Source organism: Ancylobacter sp. (assembly GCF_965229075.1).
In the GTDB taxonomy this organism is placed as follows: Bacteria; Pseudomonadota; Alphaproteobacteria; order Rhizobiales; family Xanthobacteraceae; genus Ancylobacter.
Window position 1 is genome coordinate 2,339,094 of sequence record NZ_CBDDIO010000002.1, and the last position, 17,225, is coordinate 2,356,318.

13 protein-coding genes are annotated in these 17,225 nt (G+C 66.3%); 11 read left to right on the plus strand and 2 right to left on the minus strand.

Going from position 1 to position 17,225, the window contains the following annotated elements; genetic code table 11:
- Positions 1–14: 14 nt before the first annotated feature.
- Positions 15–1,544, minus strand: a complete 1,530-nt coding sequence (locus tag ACO07Z_RS16985; protein WP_421699775.1) for a 4-hydroxyphenylacetate 3-hydroxylase family protein — start codon at positions 1,542–1,544, stop codon at positions 15–17.
- A gap of 300 nt (positions 1,545–1,844) precedes the next feature.
- Between ACO07Z_RS16985 and ACO07Z_RS16990 the strand changes: the two genes are divergently transcribed.
- From ACO07Z_RS16990 to ACO07Z_RS17000, 3 genes are read left to right on the plus strand one after another with little or no spacing between them, the layout of a single operon-like run.
- Positions 1,845–3,272 (plus strand): UbiD family decarboxylase, encoded by a 1,428-nt coding sequence (locus ACO07Z_RS16990; protein ID WP_421699776.1) that lies wholly within the window; start codon positions 1,845–1,847, stop codon positions 3,270–3,272.
- An 8-nt stretch (positions 3,273–3,280) separates the two neighbouring features.
- Entirely contained in the window at positions 3,281–3,862 is a 582-nt protein-coding gene (locus tag ACO07Z_RS16995; protein WP_421699777.1) for a UbiX family flavin prenyltransferase, read from the plus strand.
- Positions 3,862–4,440: a TIGR02444 family protein gene (locus ACO07Z_RS17000; protein ID WP_421699778.1), complete on the plus strand. Its 579-nt coding sequence runs from the start codon at positions 3,862–3,864 to the stop codon at positions 4,438–4,440. The genes ACO07Z_RS16995 and ACO07Z_RS17000 overlap by 1 nt, the downstream gene beginning before the upstream one ends.
- Positions 4,441–4,460: 20 nt before the next feature.
- On the opposite strand, the gene ACO07Z_RS17005 is transcribed toward ACO07Z_RS17000, so the two are convergent.
- Positions 4,461–5,804, minus strand: a complete 1,344-nt coding sequence (locus tag ACO07Z_RS17005) for an LLM class flavin-dependent oxidoreductase (protein WP_421699779.1) — start codon at positions 5,802–5,804, stop codon at positions 4,461–4,463.
- A gap of 314 nt (positions 5,805–6,118) precedes the next feature.
- Between ACO07Z_RS17005 and ACO07Z_RS17010 the strand changes: the two genes are divergently transcribed.
- The 8 genes from ACO07Z_RS17010 to ACO07Z_RS17045 all read left to right on the plus strand — a co-directional run bounded on the left by ACO07Z_RS17010 (position 6,119) and on the right by ACO07Z_RS17045 (position 17,199).
- Complete coding sequence (locus ACO07Z_RS17010; RefSeq protein ID WP_421699780.1) at positions 6,119–7,198, plus strand: zinc-dependent alcohol dehydrogenase; 1,080 nt, start codon at positions 6,119–6,121, stop codon at positions 7,196–7,198.
- A gap of 67 nt (positions 7,199–7,265) precedes the next feature.
- Entirely contained in the window at positions 7,266–8,666 is a 1,401-nt protein-coding gene (locus tag ACO07Z_RS17015; protein WP_421699781.1) for an aspartate aminotransferase family protein, read from the plus strand.
- A 52-nt stretch (positions 8,667–8,718) separates the two neighbouring features.
- Entirely contained in the window at positions 8,719–9,789 is a 1,071-nt protein-coding gene (locus ACO07Z_RS17020) for an alpha-hydroxy acid oxidase (protein ID WP_421699782.1), read from the plus strand.
- A gap of 11 nt (positions 9,790–9,800) precedes the next feature.
- Complete coding sequence (locus ACO07Z_RS17025) at positions 9,801–11,234, plus strand: NAD-dependent succinate-semialdehyde dehydrogenase (protein WP_421699783.1); 1,434 nt, start codon at positions 9,801–9,803, stop codon at positions 11,232–11,234.
- Positions 11,235–11,293: 59 nt separating this feature from the next.
- Positions 11,294–13,030 (plus strand): thiamine pyrophosphate-binding protein, encoded by a 1,737-nt coding sequence (locus ACO07Z_RS17030; RefSeq protein WP_421699784.1) that lies wholly within the window; start codon positions 11,294–11,296, stop codon positions 13,028–13,030.
- Positions 13,031–13,060: 30 nt separating this feature from the next.
- Positions 13,061–13,924 carry an ABC transporter permease gene (locus ACO07Z_RS17035; protein ID WP_421699785.1) on the plus strand — a complete coding sequence of 288 codons (864 nt, stop codon included), beginning with the start codon at positions 13,061–13,063 and terminating at the stop codon, positions 13,922–13,924.
- Positions 13,925–13,928: 4 nt separating this feature from the next.
- A complete protein-coding gene (locus ACO07Z_RS17040) occupies positions 13,929–14,726 on the plus strand; it encodes an ABC transporter permease (RefSeq protein WP_421699786.1) in 798 nt (265 codons plus the stop codon).
- Positions 14,727–14,829: 103 nt separating this feature from the next.
- Positions 14,830–17,199, plus strand: coding sequence for a xanthine dehydrogenase family protein molybdopterin-binding subunit (locus ACO07Z_RS17045; RefSeq protein ID WP_421699787.1), 2,370 nt, complete (start codon positions 14,830–14,832; stop codon positions 17,197–17,199).
- Positions 17,200–17,225: the final 26 nt, after the last annotated feature.

The following is a 17,225-nucleotide window of genomic DNA, read 5'->3' on the forward strand; positions in this document are numbered from 1 at the left end:
CCACCCGCCGCTCGTCAGCTATTGGCCAGCGGCGTGGTGCTCAGCGCCAGGGCGGAATCCACCAGCTTGCAGGCCCGGGCGAAATCATAGTTCCGGTACATGTTCTGCTTCACCAGGAAGGACGCGCCGCCGTAAAACTTCTCATATTGCTGGTGCCGGTTGCCAAATTCGGAACCGAAGAAGTCCCAGGCCAGGCGCATGAGCGCGATGCGATCGCGGGCGCTGCTAATGCCGGACGCCATGTAACGCTCGATGTCGGGGCCGGTGACGGCGCTGTCCAGATCCTTGAGCGAAGAGGGCATGGTGATCATGGCTGCGCCGGTCATTTCCCGGACCATGTCGACCATCTTCGGATTGATCTCGGACTGCAGCGCCATGACCGCGTAGAGAGCGGTCTTGGAAGGCCAGACGACACCTTTCTCGTCGATCGTCGCCTTGAGCTCCTGCGCTTCCAGCATCGTCTCGACGATGGAGGCGAGGGCGGCCAGCTCGCCCATCTGCACCATGACGGGCGGCACCGCCGCATTGCCGGTCGCCTCGTTCATGCGCATGGCGAGACCGAGCATGAAGCGCAGCTTGGCGGCGTAGCGGGCCTGGGCCTGGAGATTGCCGTAGGAATGGGACGGCGTCTTCCACCACTGATCCCGGCAGACTTCCAGGTTGCGATAGATGAACACGTGTTCCCAGGGGACGAACACGTCCTTCAGAACGACGAAGCAGTCGGATTCGTCGAACCGGCTGGTCAGCGGATGGTCGAATCCGTTCTCCGCCTGCACCGCGAAGGGGCGCCGCGGGTAGAGCCGCAGGCCGGGCGCGTTCATCGGGATGGCGACGCCGATGGCATAGTTCTCATCGCCCGGCTGCAGCGGATGGATGCAGGAGAGGTAGAGCACATCGGAGTAAAGCCCGGCGGTGGCCAGCTGCTGCGCGCCAGCGATGACGATGCCGCCATCGGTTTCCTTGACGACGCCGGCATAGAGCGTGGGATCGCTCTGCTTATGGGCGGGCTTCGACCGGTCCACCTGCGGGGGCACGATGGCATAGGTCGCCCAGAGATGGTTTTCGCGCAGATGCTCGTAATAGGAGACGACATTGTCGGCGAAAGGCGCGCCGCCAGCGGCGAAGACTTCGGGCACCGCCGCGTAACCGCAGAAGAAGCCGGCCACGTGATCGGGCGTCCGGCCCATCATGCCGAAGGTCGATTCTGACCAGGTTTCAGAGGCGAGGCGCTTGGCCTTCAGATCCGCATGGGTGCGGGGGATCTGATAAGCGCGCAGCACGCGATTGCCGGTGGTGGGCGAGACGAAGGTCATCCGCTCTTCCATCGCCGGGTCGCTGGCGATGTCGAACAGGCGGGCGGCCGAGCGCGCGGCTTCGCGCAGCGCAGGGTGGGTGGTGACGTTCTTCACCTGCTCACCGTCGATGAACACTGCCCGTCCATCGTCGAGGGAACGCAGATAGTCCGCACCCGTCCGCAGCGCTTTCGGCGCGGTGGCCCGGGGGCTCAGAAGTGGGGTCGCGTGGGCTTCAATGCTGGCCGACATCCGAGGTCTCCTCCGCACTCGCCCAAGCCTTGGCCAGGACAAATTAACTACGGTTTGTAGCTTCTTTATGTATCTTCATTTCGTGGGTGTCAAGTCGAAGGATGGGGCGCCGAAACCCCGTGTGCCGGACTAAATCAGCACGCCAAAATAGCATTGCGCCTTATCATATGCCGTCTTATAAATATCGGTAACGATGGGAAGTCCGACCTGCGCGCAAAGGGGTTCCGTTGGTCTATGGGGACCCGGAAACTCTTGTGATTTCAGACAGTTCGGCTCGGTTGCCCTGGCAGGGAGATCAGCGTGACAGCGGTGGATTACAACGACCTTCGCGACTTCATCGGCCTGGTCGAGGGCATGGGCGACCTGAAGCGCGTGGACGGGGCCTCGGCCGATTTCGAGCTGGGCGCCATCACAGAAGTGGCGGCAGGACTTCCGGCCTGCCCGGCGCTGCTGTTCGACCAGATTCCCGGCCTTCGCCCGGGCCATCGCGTCTTCACCAACGCGACCGTCAGCACCCGCCGGGCCGCGCTGGCGCTGGGCATTGATCCGACTCTGCCGCCGCTGGAGGTGCTGAAGGCCTGGAAGAGCCGCAGGGTCGAGCTGAAGCCGCTCGATCCGGTTCCGGTGAAGGATGCCGCCTTCCTCGAGAATTCGCAGCTCGGGGATCAGGTGGATCTTGGTGTGTTTCCCTGCCCCATTTGGCACAAGCGGGACGGCGGCCCGTATATCGGTTCCGGTAGCCTGGTGATCACCAAGGACCCCGATGAGGGCTGGGTGAATGCCGCCATTTACCGCGTGCAGGTGCACGGGCCGAACCGGGTGACCATCCAGTTCGACCACAAGGGCCGCCACGGAGCGATGATTTCGCGCAAATACTGGGACCGGGGGCAGCCCTGTCCGGTCGCGATCGTCAACGGCCAGGATCCCGCGCTTTTTATAGCCGGCTTTGAATATCTCCCCGAACGCCAGTCCGAATATGCCTTCGCCGGCGCGATCAAGCAGACGCCCATCGAAACCTTCGCACTGCCGGTCACGGGGCTGCCGGTGCCGGCGCGTGCGGAAATCATCCTTGAAGGGATGCTGCTTCCCTTCGATCAGGACAATCTGCCCGAAGGCCCGTTCGGGGAATTCACCGGCTATTACGCCGCCGACCGGCGTCCGGCGCCGGTGATGGACGTGCAGGCCGTGCATTACCGCTCGAACCCGATCCTGCTCGGCTCACCCCCGCTCAAGCCGCCGCGCTTCCATTTCGGCATACCCTTCCGGGCCGCCAGCATCTGGGCCAATCTCGAAGCCTGCGGCGTCGCGGATGTGGTCGGTGCCTGGCAGCATGTCTCGCAGCTGATGACGGTCATCGCCATCAAACAGCGCTATGCCGGCCACGCCAAGCGCGCGGGGCTGATCGCCGCGGCCAACAGCTATATGGGCCGGATCGTCGTCGTCGTGGACGAGGATGTCGATCCGTCCAACCTCGCGGATGTGATGTGGGCGGTGACCACCCGCGCCGAGCCGTCGGAGGATGTCGACATCGTCCGCAATGCCTGGAGCTCGTCGCTCGATCCGCGGCTGTCGATGGAGGACCGCAATGCGGGCCGCACCTCGAATTCCAAGATGATCATCGACGCGTGCATTCCGTTCGAGCTGCTCGGCAGCTATCCGCCCACGTCCGCCCTGTCGGTCGAGGAAGCGCAGGCCGTGCGCCGGCGCTGGCCCGACATTCTCGCCTAGGTCCGCCCGTGGCACGCGAGCGCTTCATCATCGGGATCTCCGGCGCCTCGGGCGCCATTTACGGCGTGCGGATGCTGGAGGCGGCACGGCGGCTGGGTCTGGAGACCCATCTGGTGATGACGCGCTCGGCCAAGGTGACGCTCGCCCATGAAACGACGCTGAAGGTGCGCGATGTCGAGGCACTCGCCGATGTCGTGCACGCGATCGACAATATTGGCGCGTGCATTTCCAGCGGCTCTTTCCGGACACGTGGCATGGTCGTGGCGCCATGCTCGATCCGCAGCCTGTCCGAAATCGCCTATGGCACCACCTCCAACCTGCTGACGCGCTCCGCCGATGTGGTGCTGAAGGAGCGGCGCCGGCTGGTGCTGATGGTGCGGGAGACGCCGCTGCATCTCGGCCATCTGCGCAGCATGGTGCAGGCGACGGAGGCCGGCGCCATCATCATGCCGCCGATGCCTGCCCACTACACCAAGCCCGCGACGGTGGACGACATCGTCAACCATTCCGTGGGGCGGGCGCTCGATCTGTTCGGCCTCGACACGGGCGACCTCGTGCGCTGGGGCGAGCCGGGCAGGGGGGACGCGTAATGTCCGACGCGGCGCCTGTCGTCCTGCCCGACTGCCTCGACGCCGGCGCGGACCTTGCCCTCGACAACCCGTTCTGGTCCTTCGCCTGTCTGATCTACGCGCAGGACGCCGTGGCGCCCGCCTGCCTCGAACTCCAGGACGATTTCGGCGTCCAGGTGAACGCCCTGTTGTTCATGCTGTGGCTCGGCACACGGGGACACAGCCCCGGCGAGGCCGGTTATCGCACGCTCCTCGACTTCCTCGCGCCGTGGACCGGTGGGGTGGTGCAGCCGCTGCGGCAGGCGCGCCGCAACTGGAAGCTTCTGGGCGGTCGCTCGCCCGCCGTGCAGGCGGGGCGGGAGGCGCTCAAGCGGAGCGAGCTTTTCGCCGAACAGATCGCCTGCGCCTATCTGTTCCGCCTCGCGGAACGCGGGCACGACGCAGCCCCTCACGCCACGCCGGAGCGGGCGGTCACGGCAAATCTCGACCTCGTGCTGCGCCTTGCCGGCCTCCCCGCCGCGCGGCGGCAGGAACTGGCGCCCCGCCTCGCCGGCGCGGCGCACGCTGTCGCCGCGAAATGTCCGGGGCCAGCGGCATGAACCGCAAGGCATCCCCACCGTCAGGCGCCCCGGTCGCGGGAAGCGCCGGCCGCCGGGGGTGCGAACCGGTTGGCGGGCCTGTCGAGGCCCAGATGGTCGCGCAGGGTGCGGCCGACATAGGCGGAGCGGAACAGCCGGCGCCGCTGCAGTTCCGGAACCACCCCTTCGACGAACCGGTCGAAGGTGCCGGGAAAGGTCGCCGGCACCACCATGAAGCCGTCGCAAGCGCCGGAGGTGAACCATTCCTCCATCAGATCGGCAATGGTGGCGGGCGAGCCGCAGGCGACGAGATAGGCCCGGGACACCGCGAAGATGTTATAGATGTCGCGCAGCGTGCATCCCGGCCGCCGGGCGAGCGTGCGCACCACTGCGGCATAGCTGTGAATATGCGCCGAGGGCGGCAGTTCGGGCATCGGCGCATCGAGGTCGTAGCCGGACATGTCGTGGCCGAGCCGCTCCGACAGCGTATTGAGCGCGCTGCGCGCGTCGACCATGTCGACGAAGCCGGCCAGCGTGGCGCGGGCTTCCTCGTCGGTGCGACCGATCACGGGGAAAAGCCCGGGCAGGATCTTGCACTGGTCGGGGGCGCGGCCCTGAGCGGCGACGTCCTGCTTGGTCTGGCGGTAGAACGCCCTTGCCTCCTCAATGTCCTGCTGCACGGTGAAGATCGCCTCCGCATAGCGGCTGGCGAAGGCGCGTCCGGCCGAGGAGGCGCCGGCCTGCACGATCACCGGGCGCCCCTGGCAGCTGCGCGAGCTGTTCAGCGGGCCTTTCACCGCGAAGAAGCGGCCCTTGTGGTCGAGCGCGTGGATCTTGGCGGGGTCGACATAGCGGCCGCTGTCGCGGTCGGCGAGCCGGGCGCCGTCTTCCCAGCTGTCCCAAAGACCCTGCACCACCTCGACGAACTCGGCCGCCATCTCATAACGCAGGTCATGCTCGGGCGGCGCTTCCGCGCCGAAGTTTGCCGCGGCCTGCACGGTGGAGGTGGTGACCACGTTCCAGCCGGCACGCCCGCCGCTCAGATGATCGAGCGAGGACACCAGCCGCGCGAGATTATAGGGCTCGGTATAGGTCGAGGAGGCCGTGCCAATCAGCCCTATCCGGTGCGTGCGCATGCTGAGCGCCGACATCAGCGTGAAGGGTTCGAACCGCGCGATCGTGCCGGGATGGTCGCCGACACTGGCGGAAAGACCGTCGGCGGCGAAGATGAAGTCGAGCTTGCCGGCCTCCGCAACTTTGGCGATGTGGGTGAGGGCAGCAATGTCCTCATTGCTCGTGAACGAGCCGGCAAGCCGCCAGCCGGCGACGTGATTGCCGGTGGCCATGCAGAAGACGCCGAGATGCATCGAGGAACCTTCGGTCATGGCATGCAGCTTTCCGCGAAAGGGGGCTTGCGCCACCGGCCGGGAGCGCGCCTGGACAGAAGCCGGGCGACGCGCCGCCCGCCTGCGGCGCGACCATGCTTCAACCGATCAGGAAGCTTGTCAAGTTACCTTTTTTATGTAGCTAAAAATTGATGCTGAACGCTCCATGCGGCCCTCCCCTAAGGGTAGGCGGCGGAAGACAAAGTCGGGCTCATAAGCATATTTTTTTAGCTTTGTTATTGATATAAATTTCGAGTGGGATAAGCTCACTGGCGCTCACAGAACGAGACCGGAGATCGAACGTGAAGGCATGGATGTCCTACGATTTTAACGACATGCGCCTCGAGGACATTCCGGAGCCCAAGGCAGAGCCGGGCTGGGTGGTGTGCCGCACGCGCGTGCTCGAATTGTCGGTGACGGAAGTGGCGGAGTTTCAGGGCGTCCCGATCTCCAGCCATGAAGCCCTGAAAGCGATGTTCGCCCAGAAGAAGCCGCTGCCGCTCTTCGGGCACGAATTCTGCGCCGAGGTTGTCGAGGTCGGGGCCGGCGTCACCAATGTGAAGCTCGGCGACCGCGTCTTCTATCATCGCGGCGTCCCGTGCGGGTCCTGCAAATATTGCCAGGCCGGCATGCAGCAATATTGCCGTTCGGTGCTGAATGTCGGCGAGGACACGCCCGGCTGCCTCGCCGAGTATTTTCCGGTGCCTGCCCGCATGATCGCGGCTGTGCCGAAGGAGGTCAGCGATTTCGAGGCGGCGGCGCTTCAGCCGCTGGTGTCCATCGTCGGCGCCGTCAACGGCGTCGGCATCGAGATGGGCGACACGGTGGCGGTCATCGGGCTGGGGCCGATGGGGCTCGATTCCCTGCAGGTGGCGCGCTGCGCCGGCGCCGGGCGCGTCATCGCCATCGCCCGCCGCGACCCGGTTCTGCAACTGGCCAAGTCTCTGGGCGCCGACGTTCTCGTCAACATCACCGAGCAGGACCCGGTGGAAGCCGTCATGGAAGCCTCCGGCGGCCTTGGCTGCGACGTGGTGTTCGACTGCGCCGGCGGCGCCACCGGGCAGGGGCATGCCGGCACCGACGCTTTCCATCAGGGCCTGCAGATGCTGCGGCCGGAAGGGCGCATCATCGAGATCGGCCATTTCCCGGGTGGCACACAGGTCACCTTCGCGCCGATCGAGAAGAAGGGCCTGCGCATCATCGGCCGCCGCCCTCCGACGCCGAAGATGATCCGCTACGCCATCGATCTCGTGGCCTCCAAGCGCGTCCAGATCGAGCCGACGATCAAGCATACGCTGCACGGTCTCGACCAGGTGCCGAAGGCGTTCGAGATGCTCGCGAACAAATCCGTCTACGGCGTGATCAACCCTCCGCAGGTTGTCGTCTGGCAGTGATGCCCGGCCCGGGCGAGGGCGTGGTGCCCTCGCTCAATCTCCGCGTTTCATTCCGAAGGGCCGTGCCATGATTGCCGAAGAGAAACTCGCCTCGCTTTCCTACCCCGTCATGCCGCAGATGGTGTCGAACGAGTTTCCGGGGCGACGGGCGCAGGAAGTCATTCAGCGCGCCCTTCAGTTCCAGTCTCCCACCCGGCCCTCGGTGAAAGGGCGCATCGTGGTGGAGAGCGGATATGGCGCCGGCATTCAGGATCCCGACGGCAACATCCTGATCGACCTCTCCGCCGGTGTCGCGGTGTCGAATGTCGGGCGCAACCATCCGCGCGTGGTGGCGGCGATCCGCGACCAGGCGGAACGGCTGATGCACTCCGCCGGCCTCGTCAATGAGACGACAGTGGCGCTGGCTGAGCGGCTCTCGGCCTGCATGCCCGAGGGCCTGCGCGGCGAGTGCTTCACCTGGTTCGGCATGAGCGGCTCGGCGGCGACCGAAACCGCGATCAAATTCGCCAAGGCCATCACGGGCCGCTCGCAGATCATCGCCTTTGAGGGCGCCTATCACGGCGTGTTCCACGGCTCGCTGGCGCTGACCACGCGTGAGAATTTCCGCGAGAAGTTCGGTCCCCTGATGCCGGGCGCGCTGCACATGCCCTACGCCTATTGCTACCGCTGCTTCGTGGATCTGAAATATCCCGATTGCGGCGTCAGCTGCGCCAAATATCTCGACTACAAGCTGTCGACGCCGAATACCGGGGCCGACGATGTCGCGGCCGTCATCGTCGAATCCATGCAGGCCGATGGCGGCTACATCGACCCGCCGGTCGAGTTTCTGCAGATGCTGCGCGAAATCTGCACCCGCCGCGGCATCCTGCTCATCATTGACGAGGTGCAGGCCGGTGCCGGACGTACCGGCAAGATGTGGGCCAGCGAGCATTTCGGCGTCGTGCCGGACATGATGACCTGGGCGAAGGGCATTGGCGGCGACCTTCCGCTTTCCGGCGTCACCGTCCACAAGCGCTACCAGGACAAGCTGCCGCTCGCCTCCCAGGTGATCACCGGCGCGGAAAACGCGCTGGCCAATGTGGTCGCCCTCGCCAATCTCGACATACTTCTCGACCCCCAGGACAACCTGATCGAGCGTGCCGCCCTGCTTGGCGCGGAGATCAAGGCGGAACTCGCGGCAATCGCGGCGGACAGCGCCCTTCTCGACGATGTGCGCGGGCGCGGCTTCTTCATCGGCGTCGAACTTGTCGCCGACAAGGCCGCACGCAAGCCGCTGGAGCCGAAGCGCGTCGGCGCCATTCTGCAGCGGTGCGAGCAGCTCGGCGTCCGCATCATGGCCTGCGGGCGCTACGGCTCGACCATCCGCATCATGCCGCCGCTGACCATCACCAAGGCGCATTTCCGCGAGGGCCTGCGGCGCTTCGCGCAGGCGGTGTCGGAGGTCGAACACGCCCAGACCCCCGCCTGATCGCCGCCCAAGAGCCAACCGACGACCCGGACGTTTATTCCACGAGGCATTGATGACCCAGTTCACGTGTAGCCAGGAGATTGTCACGCAGGCGCGCCGGGCGCTGAATCAGGAGGTCTGGGACTACCTGACCGGCGGGGCGGAGTCGGAAACGACGATGCGCCGCAACCGCCACGCGCTCGACAGCTATGTCTTCCTCCCGCGCGTGCTGCGCGATGTCTCGCACGTCGACCCGTCCGGCACCATGCTGGGCCATAAGGTGCGCATTCCTGTGTTTCTCGCGCCCATCGGCTCGCTTCAGGCGATCGAAAAGGGCGGCGGCGCCAGCTCGTGCCGGGCGGCCTCGACCTTCGGCACCATTCCGATGATCAGCTCCATCACGGAGCCCTCGCTGGAGGAATGCGCGGCCGCCACCACCGGCCCGAAGATGTTCCAGCTCTATGTGCGCGGCGATTTCGACTGGATCCGGAACATTCTCGGCCGGGTGAAGGCGGCCGGCTATGATGCCCTCGCCGTCACGGTCGATTCCTCGCATTACGGCATTCGTGAGCGCCAGCTGATGAACGGCTATTTGCCGCCGAGCGTGAAGGCGCAGAAGGACCGTCACCTGCAAGCGGCCATCACCTGGGACCTTGCCAGCCGCATCCGTGACGAGTGGGGCGGGGCGTTCATCCTCAAGGGAATCGCCCATGTCGAGGACGCCGCCATGGCGGTCGCGCGCGGCGTGGATGCCGTCTACATCTCCAACCATGGTGGCCGTCAGCTGGACCATTGCGCCGGCGCGCTCGACACGCTGGCGGAGATTGCGGCGGAGGTCGGCAAGAAGGTCGAGCTGATCGTTGATGGCGGCTTCCTGCGTGGCACGGACGTGATCAAGGCGATCGCCCTCGGCGCCTCGAGCGTCGGCATCGGCCGTCTGCAGGGATGGGCGCTGGCGGCGGGCGGCGAGGCGGCGCTCGTGCGGTCGCTTGAACTGCTGGAGCGCGAGATCATCAACGCGCTCGGCCTTCTGGGCCTCACCTCCTTCGCCGAACTTGGCCCGAACTATGTCCGCAAGGCGGAAGTGATCGGCCCGACGCACGAGTTCAGCACCTTCTACCATCTCAAAAGCCGTCCGGTCTGAAGGCGCGTCGCATGCAGCACGACCTCGCGCTTCTCATCAATGGCAGCTGGATCATCCCGTCGTCGGGGCGAAGCTCGCCGGTGATCAATCCGGCCACGGAGGCCGAGATCGGCCGCCTTCCCCATGCCGGCGTGGACGATCTCGACCGCGCCCTGGAGGCGGCGGCGGCCGGCTTCAAGCTCTGGCGCCAGGTGCTGCCGCAGGAGCGCGCCAAGGTGGTGCGCCGTTTCGCCGACCTGATGCGCGAGCATGTGGACCTGCTGGCGGCGGCGATCACCGCCGAACAGGGCAAGACCCTCGCCGAGGCGCGGGGGGAAGTGCAGGGGGCGGCCGAGCTCGCGGAATGGCTCGCCGAGGAAGGGCGCCGGATCTATGGCCGGATCGTGCCATCCCGCTTTGCGAACAGCCGGATCCGGGTGGAGCATGAGCCCGTCGGCCCGGTGGCGGCGTTTTCGCCCTGGAACTTTCCCTGCAGCATGGTGGCGCGCAAGATCGCCCATGCTCTGGCGGCGGGCTGCTCCATCGTCATCAAGCCGGCCGAGGAAACCCCCGGCGCGGCGATCATTCTCGGCCATCTCTGCCTCAAGGCCGGGGTGCCGCCGGGGGTGGTGAACATCGTGTTCGGCGCGCCGGCGCAGGTTTCCCAGCACCTGATCGCCAGCCCCATCATCCAGAAGATCTCGCTGACCGGCTCGGTCGGCGTCGGCAAGCACATCGCCATGCTGGCGGCGCGCGAGCTGAAGAAGGTCACGCTCGAACTGGGCGGCCATTCGCCGGCCGTCATCTGCGAGGATGCCGACATCGCTGCGGCGGCGCAGATGTGCGTGCAGTCGCGGTTCCGCAATGCGGGTCAGGTCTGCACGGCGGCGACGCGGTTCTACGTCCATGCCAGCGTCGCCGAGAGCTTCACCCGGCAGTTCGTCGAGCATGTCGCGGCGATCAAGGTGGGCGACGGCACGGCGCCCGGCGTGCAGATGGGCCCGCTGTCGAACCAGCGCCGGCTCGACGCGACGGATCGTTTCGTCGCCGATGCCGAGGCGCGTGGAGCGCGGCTCGCCGCCGGCGGCCAGCGGATCGGCAATCGCGGCTATTTCTTCGCCCCCACCGTGTTCACCGACATTCCCGCCGATGCCGAGGTGATGACGCAGGAGCCCTTCGGGCCGCTGGCGCCGATCTGCAGCTTCGACACGCTGGACGAGGTGATCGCATCCGCCAACAGCCTGCCCTTCGGCCTTGCCGCCTATGGGTTCACGCGCTCGCACCGGACGGCCGAGCGGCTGTCCTCAGGCCTTCGCGCCGGCGTCGTCGCCATTAACGGCGTTACCGTCACGGCGCCCGAGGCGCCGTTTGGCGGTGTCGGCGACAGCGGCGTCGGGCGCGAGTCCGGCAGCGAGGGGCTGCTCGAATACACCCATGTGAAGACCGTCACCGAGACGTTCAACTGAACGCGTGGTCAGGACCTGCCATGAAGCCCGATGTGCCTGCCAAGAGCCAGAATACAAGCATGGCGTGGGGCAGCGACGCTGCCGCCGAAATGCTGCGCCATCTCGGCATCGATTATGTGTGCGTCAATCCGGGATCGAGTTTTCGCGGCCTGCACGACAGCCTGGTGAACTATCTCGGCAATGAGCGCCCGCACATGCTGCTGGCGCTGCACGAGGAAAGCGTGGTCGCCATCGCCCATGGCTATGCCAAGGCCTCGGGCAAGCCCATGGCCGTGGTGCTGCACAGCAATGTCGGGCTGATGCATGGCATGATGGCCGTATTCAACGCCTGGTGCGACCGGGTGCCGATCCTGATGCTGGGCGCGACGGGCGCCGTCGACACGGCGGTGCGGCGCAACTGGATCGACTGGATGCACACGGCGCGCGACCAGGGCGGCATGGTCCGGCATTTCGTCAAATGGGACGACCAGCCCCATTCGCCGGAGGCGACGATCGAAGCGATGGGGCGGGCCTATAACAGGGCCTGCACCGCGCCCTGTGGCCCCTCCTATGTCATCCTCGACCGGCGTCTGCAGGAAGACGCCCTGCCGGCGCCGCTAACGCTGCCGCCCGCCGCGCGTTTCGCCCCGGCCCCGCGCCTCGTGCCGGCGGCCGAAACCGTCGCGCCCGCAGCCGAGCGGCTCGCCAAGGCGCAGCGGCCGGTGTTTCTCATCGGCCGCGTCTCCCGCAGTTCCGCCGACTGGGCGCTGCGCGTTCGCCTAGCGGAGCTGCTGGGCGCTCGCGTCATCACCGATCTGCGGACCGGCGCCTCCTTCCCGACCGAGCATCCCCTCCATGGTGCCCCACCGGACCTGTTCTTGACCGGGCCGAACCGCAAGATTCTCGCGGAGGCCGACGTCGTGCTCAGCCTCGACTGGACCGACATCGCCGATGTCATGCGCGCGGGGGAAGGCGAGGCGGCGGCGCCGCGCACGCTTATCCATGTGTCGGTCGACCACCATGTGCATAATGGCTGGAGCGGTGATCACCAGCGCTTCAGCAATGCCGACATCCACCTCGCGGTGGAACCGGATGCGGTTCTCGCGCCGCTTATCGCCGCCCTTGAGGCGCATGGGCGGGCTGTGGTGGCGCCCACTCCGGCGCCCACTCCGGCGCTTGCCACCGCCTCCGGTCCACCCCGCCTGCCCGAGCGGCTGCCGACGCTGGCCGATATCGGCGCGGCGCTGTGCGAGGTGAAGGGCGAGCGCGCTTTGTGCCTGGCCCGCGTGCCGCTGAACTGGCCGGCAGGCGCCTATCCGTTCCGCGACCCCCTGGACTATCTCGGCTATGATGGCGGCGGCGGCGTGGGTTCCGGGCCCGGCATGACCATCGGCGCCGCCCTTGCGCTGCGCAACAGCGGCCGCCTGACCATCGGTCTCATGGGCGACGGCGAGTTTCTGGGCGCGCCCTCGGCACTGTGGTCCGCCGCCCATTACAAGATTCCCGTGCTCTTCGTCATCGCCAACAACCGCAGCTACTACACCGATGAGGTGCAGCAGGAGGCGGTGGCGCATCATCGCGACCGGCCGGCCGAGAATAAATGGATCGGCCAGCGTATCGACGAGCCGGCAATCGACATTCCCGGCCTAGCCGCCGATTTCGGCATCGCCAGCGAGCCACAGATCACCGATCCGGCAGAGATCGCCGCAGCGTTGGAACGCGGCTTGCGTGCGGTCGAAGCGGGCGAGAGCTACCTGCTCGACATCCGTATCGATTCAACGCGGGGATCGAGCCTGGACTGGCTGAATCACCATTGATCTTCGAGCTCACGCGAGAATGGCGGTCTCATGGATGCGCGCGACATGACCACGGTGCCGGCCAACGAAGCAGTTTCCGCCCGCCCCGTGGTGGAGCCGGCTATTGACCGGACCGGAGGGCGGCTTCGGCCCCCTTCGGCGCGGCCTTTCACCAGCTGGATCGATCCGCCGGTGCTCTTCGGCGCGGGAACGGTGATCCTTGGCCTGCTGATCATTGAGGCGCTCGTCCGGCTGGGCGTCATTTCGAGCCTCATCATCGCGCCGCCGAGCGCTGCCATTGGCGGTCTCTTCCATGGGGAGAAGGCGTTCCAGCTGCTGGTCGCGACCAAGCTGACCTTCGGCATGGTCTTCGTCACCGTGCTGATCGAAATCATCGCCGCCGTGCCCATCGGCTACGCGCTCTTTCGCTACAAGCACTTCGGCAAGGCCTATGAAGGCTGGCTGGCGTCGCTCTTCGCCGCGCCAATCTTCCTGCTCTACCCCTTGTTCATGGTGATCCTTGGCCGCAACAACGTCACGCTAATCGTCATGGGCTCGGCCGCCGGCGTCATTCCCGTCATCGTCTATGTCCGGCTGGCGTTTCTCTCGGTGCCAAAGACCCTGATCAAGGTTGGCAAGAGCTTCAATCTCACGGAATCGCAGATCTTCTGGAAGATCATGGTGCCGAGCGGTGCGAAGACGATCTTCACCGGCATCCGGCTCGGGCTGATCTATGCCCTCATCAACATCATCGCGATTGAATATCTCGTCGATGCGGGCGGGCTGGGGCGGTTGGTGTCGGACAGCTATTTCCGCTTCGACATCACCGGCACCTATACGGCGATCATCGCCATCGCTGCGATCAGCATCACCTGCAACGCCATCATCGACAGAATCGAAAAGATGTTGAGGTAGCCCCATGGTCGCCGCCACCCACGCACACCTTCGGCTGTCGCTGCGCGATCCCGTCCTCTGGATAAGGGTCGGGACGGTCGTGCTTCTCCTGACCGTCTGGCAGCTCGTCGCGGTTTCGGGCCTGCTCTATGACGGGCTGGTGCCGCAGCCGGCGAGCGTCTTCGTGGCGCTCATCGGCCAGCTCGGCGATCCCTCGATGTATCGGGACCTCTGGACGACGGTCTACACCTCCGTCGGCGGCTTCGTGCTCGGCTCGGTGCTGGCCATTGTCATAGGACTGTGGCTCGGCTCGAACGAATTCATGCGCCGCGCCTTCGAGCCCTACATCGTCGCCCTCGCCGGCACGCCGAAGATCATCTTCCTGCCGATCATCTTCCTCGTGTTCGGGCTGGGCGTGGAATCGAAGATCGTGAAGTCGGCGATGTCGGCGTTCTTTCCGGTGATCTTTGGCACGATCAGCGGCTATCTGCAGATTCGGATGATCCTGCTGAAGGTGGGCGAGAGCTTCCACCTCTCAGTGCCGCAGAAGGTGCGCATGATCTACGTGCCGGCGATGCTGCCGGCACTGCTGGTTGGCGGCCGGCTCGGCATGGCGATGGCGATCATCGGCGTGCTCGCCGCCGAGGTCGCCTATTCGGATGCCGGCCTCGGCTACCGGCTCATGCAGTTCTCCGATCAGTTCCAGATCAGCGCCATGTACGCGACGATCATCATCATCTTTGCGCTTGCCTCGGTCATCAACGCGATCTTCGGCCGGATCCAGAGCCACAAGCTCCGCTATCTCGAGGCGGCGGGAGATTGAACGGCGTGGGAGCGATGCTCGGAACATCGGCACTGAACCGCGCCACGGGGCCGGCGCGGTGGATGAGCGCGAACGACGGACCCATGCAGGGGAGCGCGCCGACATGAATGCTGCGGGATTGGGACAGCCGGTCCGCCGGGTCGAGGATCTCCGCCTCATCCGGGGCCATGGCCGCTACACCGACGACATGGCGACTCTGGAGGGCGCGGCCTATCTCCATGTCGTGCGGTCGCCGCATGCGGCAGCTCGGATCGTCTCGATCGACGTGACCGAGGCGCGCGAGGCGGAAGGAGTCCTCGCCATCCTCACCCCGGACGACCTGCGGCAGGAAGCGTTCCAGCCCTTTCCCACACGGGTGAAGCGGGTGCGCGCCGACGGGACGCCGAACCTCGCGACCGATTATCACCCGCTCGCCCTTGGGGCGGTTCGCCATGTCGGCGAGGCCGTCGTCGCGGTCATCGCCGAGACGATGAACCAGGCGCGCGACGCCGCCGAACTGGTGCAGATCGAATATGACGCGACCGACGCCATTGTCGATACGGCCGGGGCGGTGCAGCCGGAGGCGCCCCGTGTCTGGGAGCACCATCCCGACAATGTCTGCTTCGAGCTCAGGGCCGGAGACCGGGCCCGCGCGGAGGCGCTCTTCGCCCGTGCGGCGCATGTGGTGACCCAGCGCTTCGTCATCTCGCGCGTCGGCACCAATTCGCTGGAGCCGCGCGCGGCGCTGGGTTCCTATGATCCGCGCACCGGCCGCTACACGCTCCATGCGGGCCTGCAGTCGCCGCACATGATCCGCCAGGAACTCGCCACGATCCTCGGCATTCCGGTGCATCAGCTCCGGGTGGTCGCGCCCGATGTCGGCGGGGCTTTCGGCATGAAGGGCAGCCTTCATCCCGAACTGGTGCTCGTCTTGTGGGCGGCGAAGCTCACCGGGCGGGCGGTGCGGCACACGGCGGATCGCTCCGAGGGGTTTCTCTCCGACCACCAGGCGCGCGACAACGTCTCCGATGTCGCGCTCGCCCTTGATGCGGAGGGGCGGTTCCTGGCCCTGCGCGTCGACACCATCGCCAATCTCGGCGCCTTCGTCGCCTCGAACGGACTGCACGCGCCGACCAACAATATTGGCGGCCTCGCCGGGGTTTACACTACAGAGGCGTTCGACGTGCGCGTGCGGGGGGTGTTTACCAACACCGTGCCGACCTGCCCGTTTCGCGGCGCCGGCCGTCCGGAAGCGTCCTATTGCATCGAGATGATCGTCAACAAGGCGGCGCGAGCGCTCGGCCTCGACGGCGCAGAACTGAGGCGGCGCAACATGATCGCGCCCTCGGCGATGCCCTACGCGACGCCGCTGGTATTCACCTATGACAGCGGTGAGTTCGAGGCCGTCATGGACAAATGCCTGCGTGCCGCCGACTGGGCCGGCTTCGAGGCGCGCCGCCGCGACGCGGCCACCCGCAACAGGCTGCGGGGCATCGGCATCGCCACGGTCATCGAGATCGCCGGCGGTCCGCCCGACCGGCCTTTCGAGGAATATGCGGAAATCCGCTTCGATGCCTCCGGCGGAATGACCATTCTCGCCGGCAGCCATTCGCAGGGACAGGGCCACGCCACGGCCTATCACCAGATGGCGGCGGAGCTTCTCGGGATGGGCGGCGACGAAGTGACCGTCGTGTTCGGCGATACGGATCTGGTCGCGCATGGGCGCGGCACGTTCGGTTCGCGCACCATGATGGCGGTCGGCACCTCCTTCGTACGCGCCAGCGAGAAGATCATCGCCAAGGGACGGCGTATCGCCGCGCATCTGATGGACGCGCCGGAGGAGGCGATCGGCTTCATCGACGGCAGTTTCGTCGTGAGCGGGACGAACCGGGGCATGTCGCTGCGCGAGGTCGCCAAAGCCGCCTTCGTGCCGCGCCTCATGCCTCCGGACATGGAGATTGGCCTGCAGGCGGCGGCCAATGTCGCGCTGGAGAAATCCACCTTTCCCAATGCGTGCCACATCTGCGAGGTCGAGATCGACATGGAGACCGGGGAGCGTGACCTGGTCGCCTATCACGTCGTCGACGATGTGGGCACGGTGGTCAATCCGCTGATGCTCAAGGGTCAGATCCATGGCGGCGTGGCGCAGGGCGCCGGCCAGATCCTAGACGAGCTGATCGTCTATGACGGGCAGGGGCAGGTGCTGACGGGCTCGTTCATGGACTACGGCATGCCGCGCGCCACGGATCTTCCCCCCATCCATGTGCTGAGCCATCCAGTGCCGACCACCACCAACCCGCTCGGCGTCAAGGGTGCCGGGGAGGCCGGCACGGTTGGCGCCCTGCCGGCGGTGATGAGTGCCTTCATGGACGCGCTCGCGCCGCTCGGCATCGAGGAACTCGACATGCCTGCCAGCCCTTTCAAGCTGTGGCAGGTGATTGAAAACGCACGGCGGGCGGCGGGCGCAGATGCCTGCGCCGTCGCGCCGGTCTGACGTGATGAGAAGGCCGGGTCTCCGGA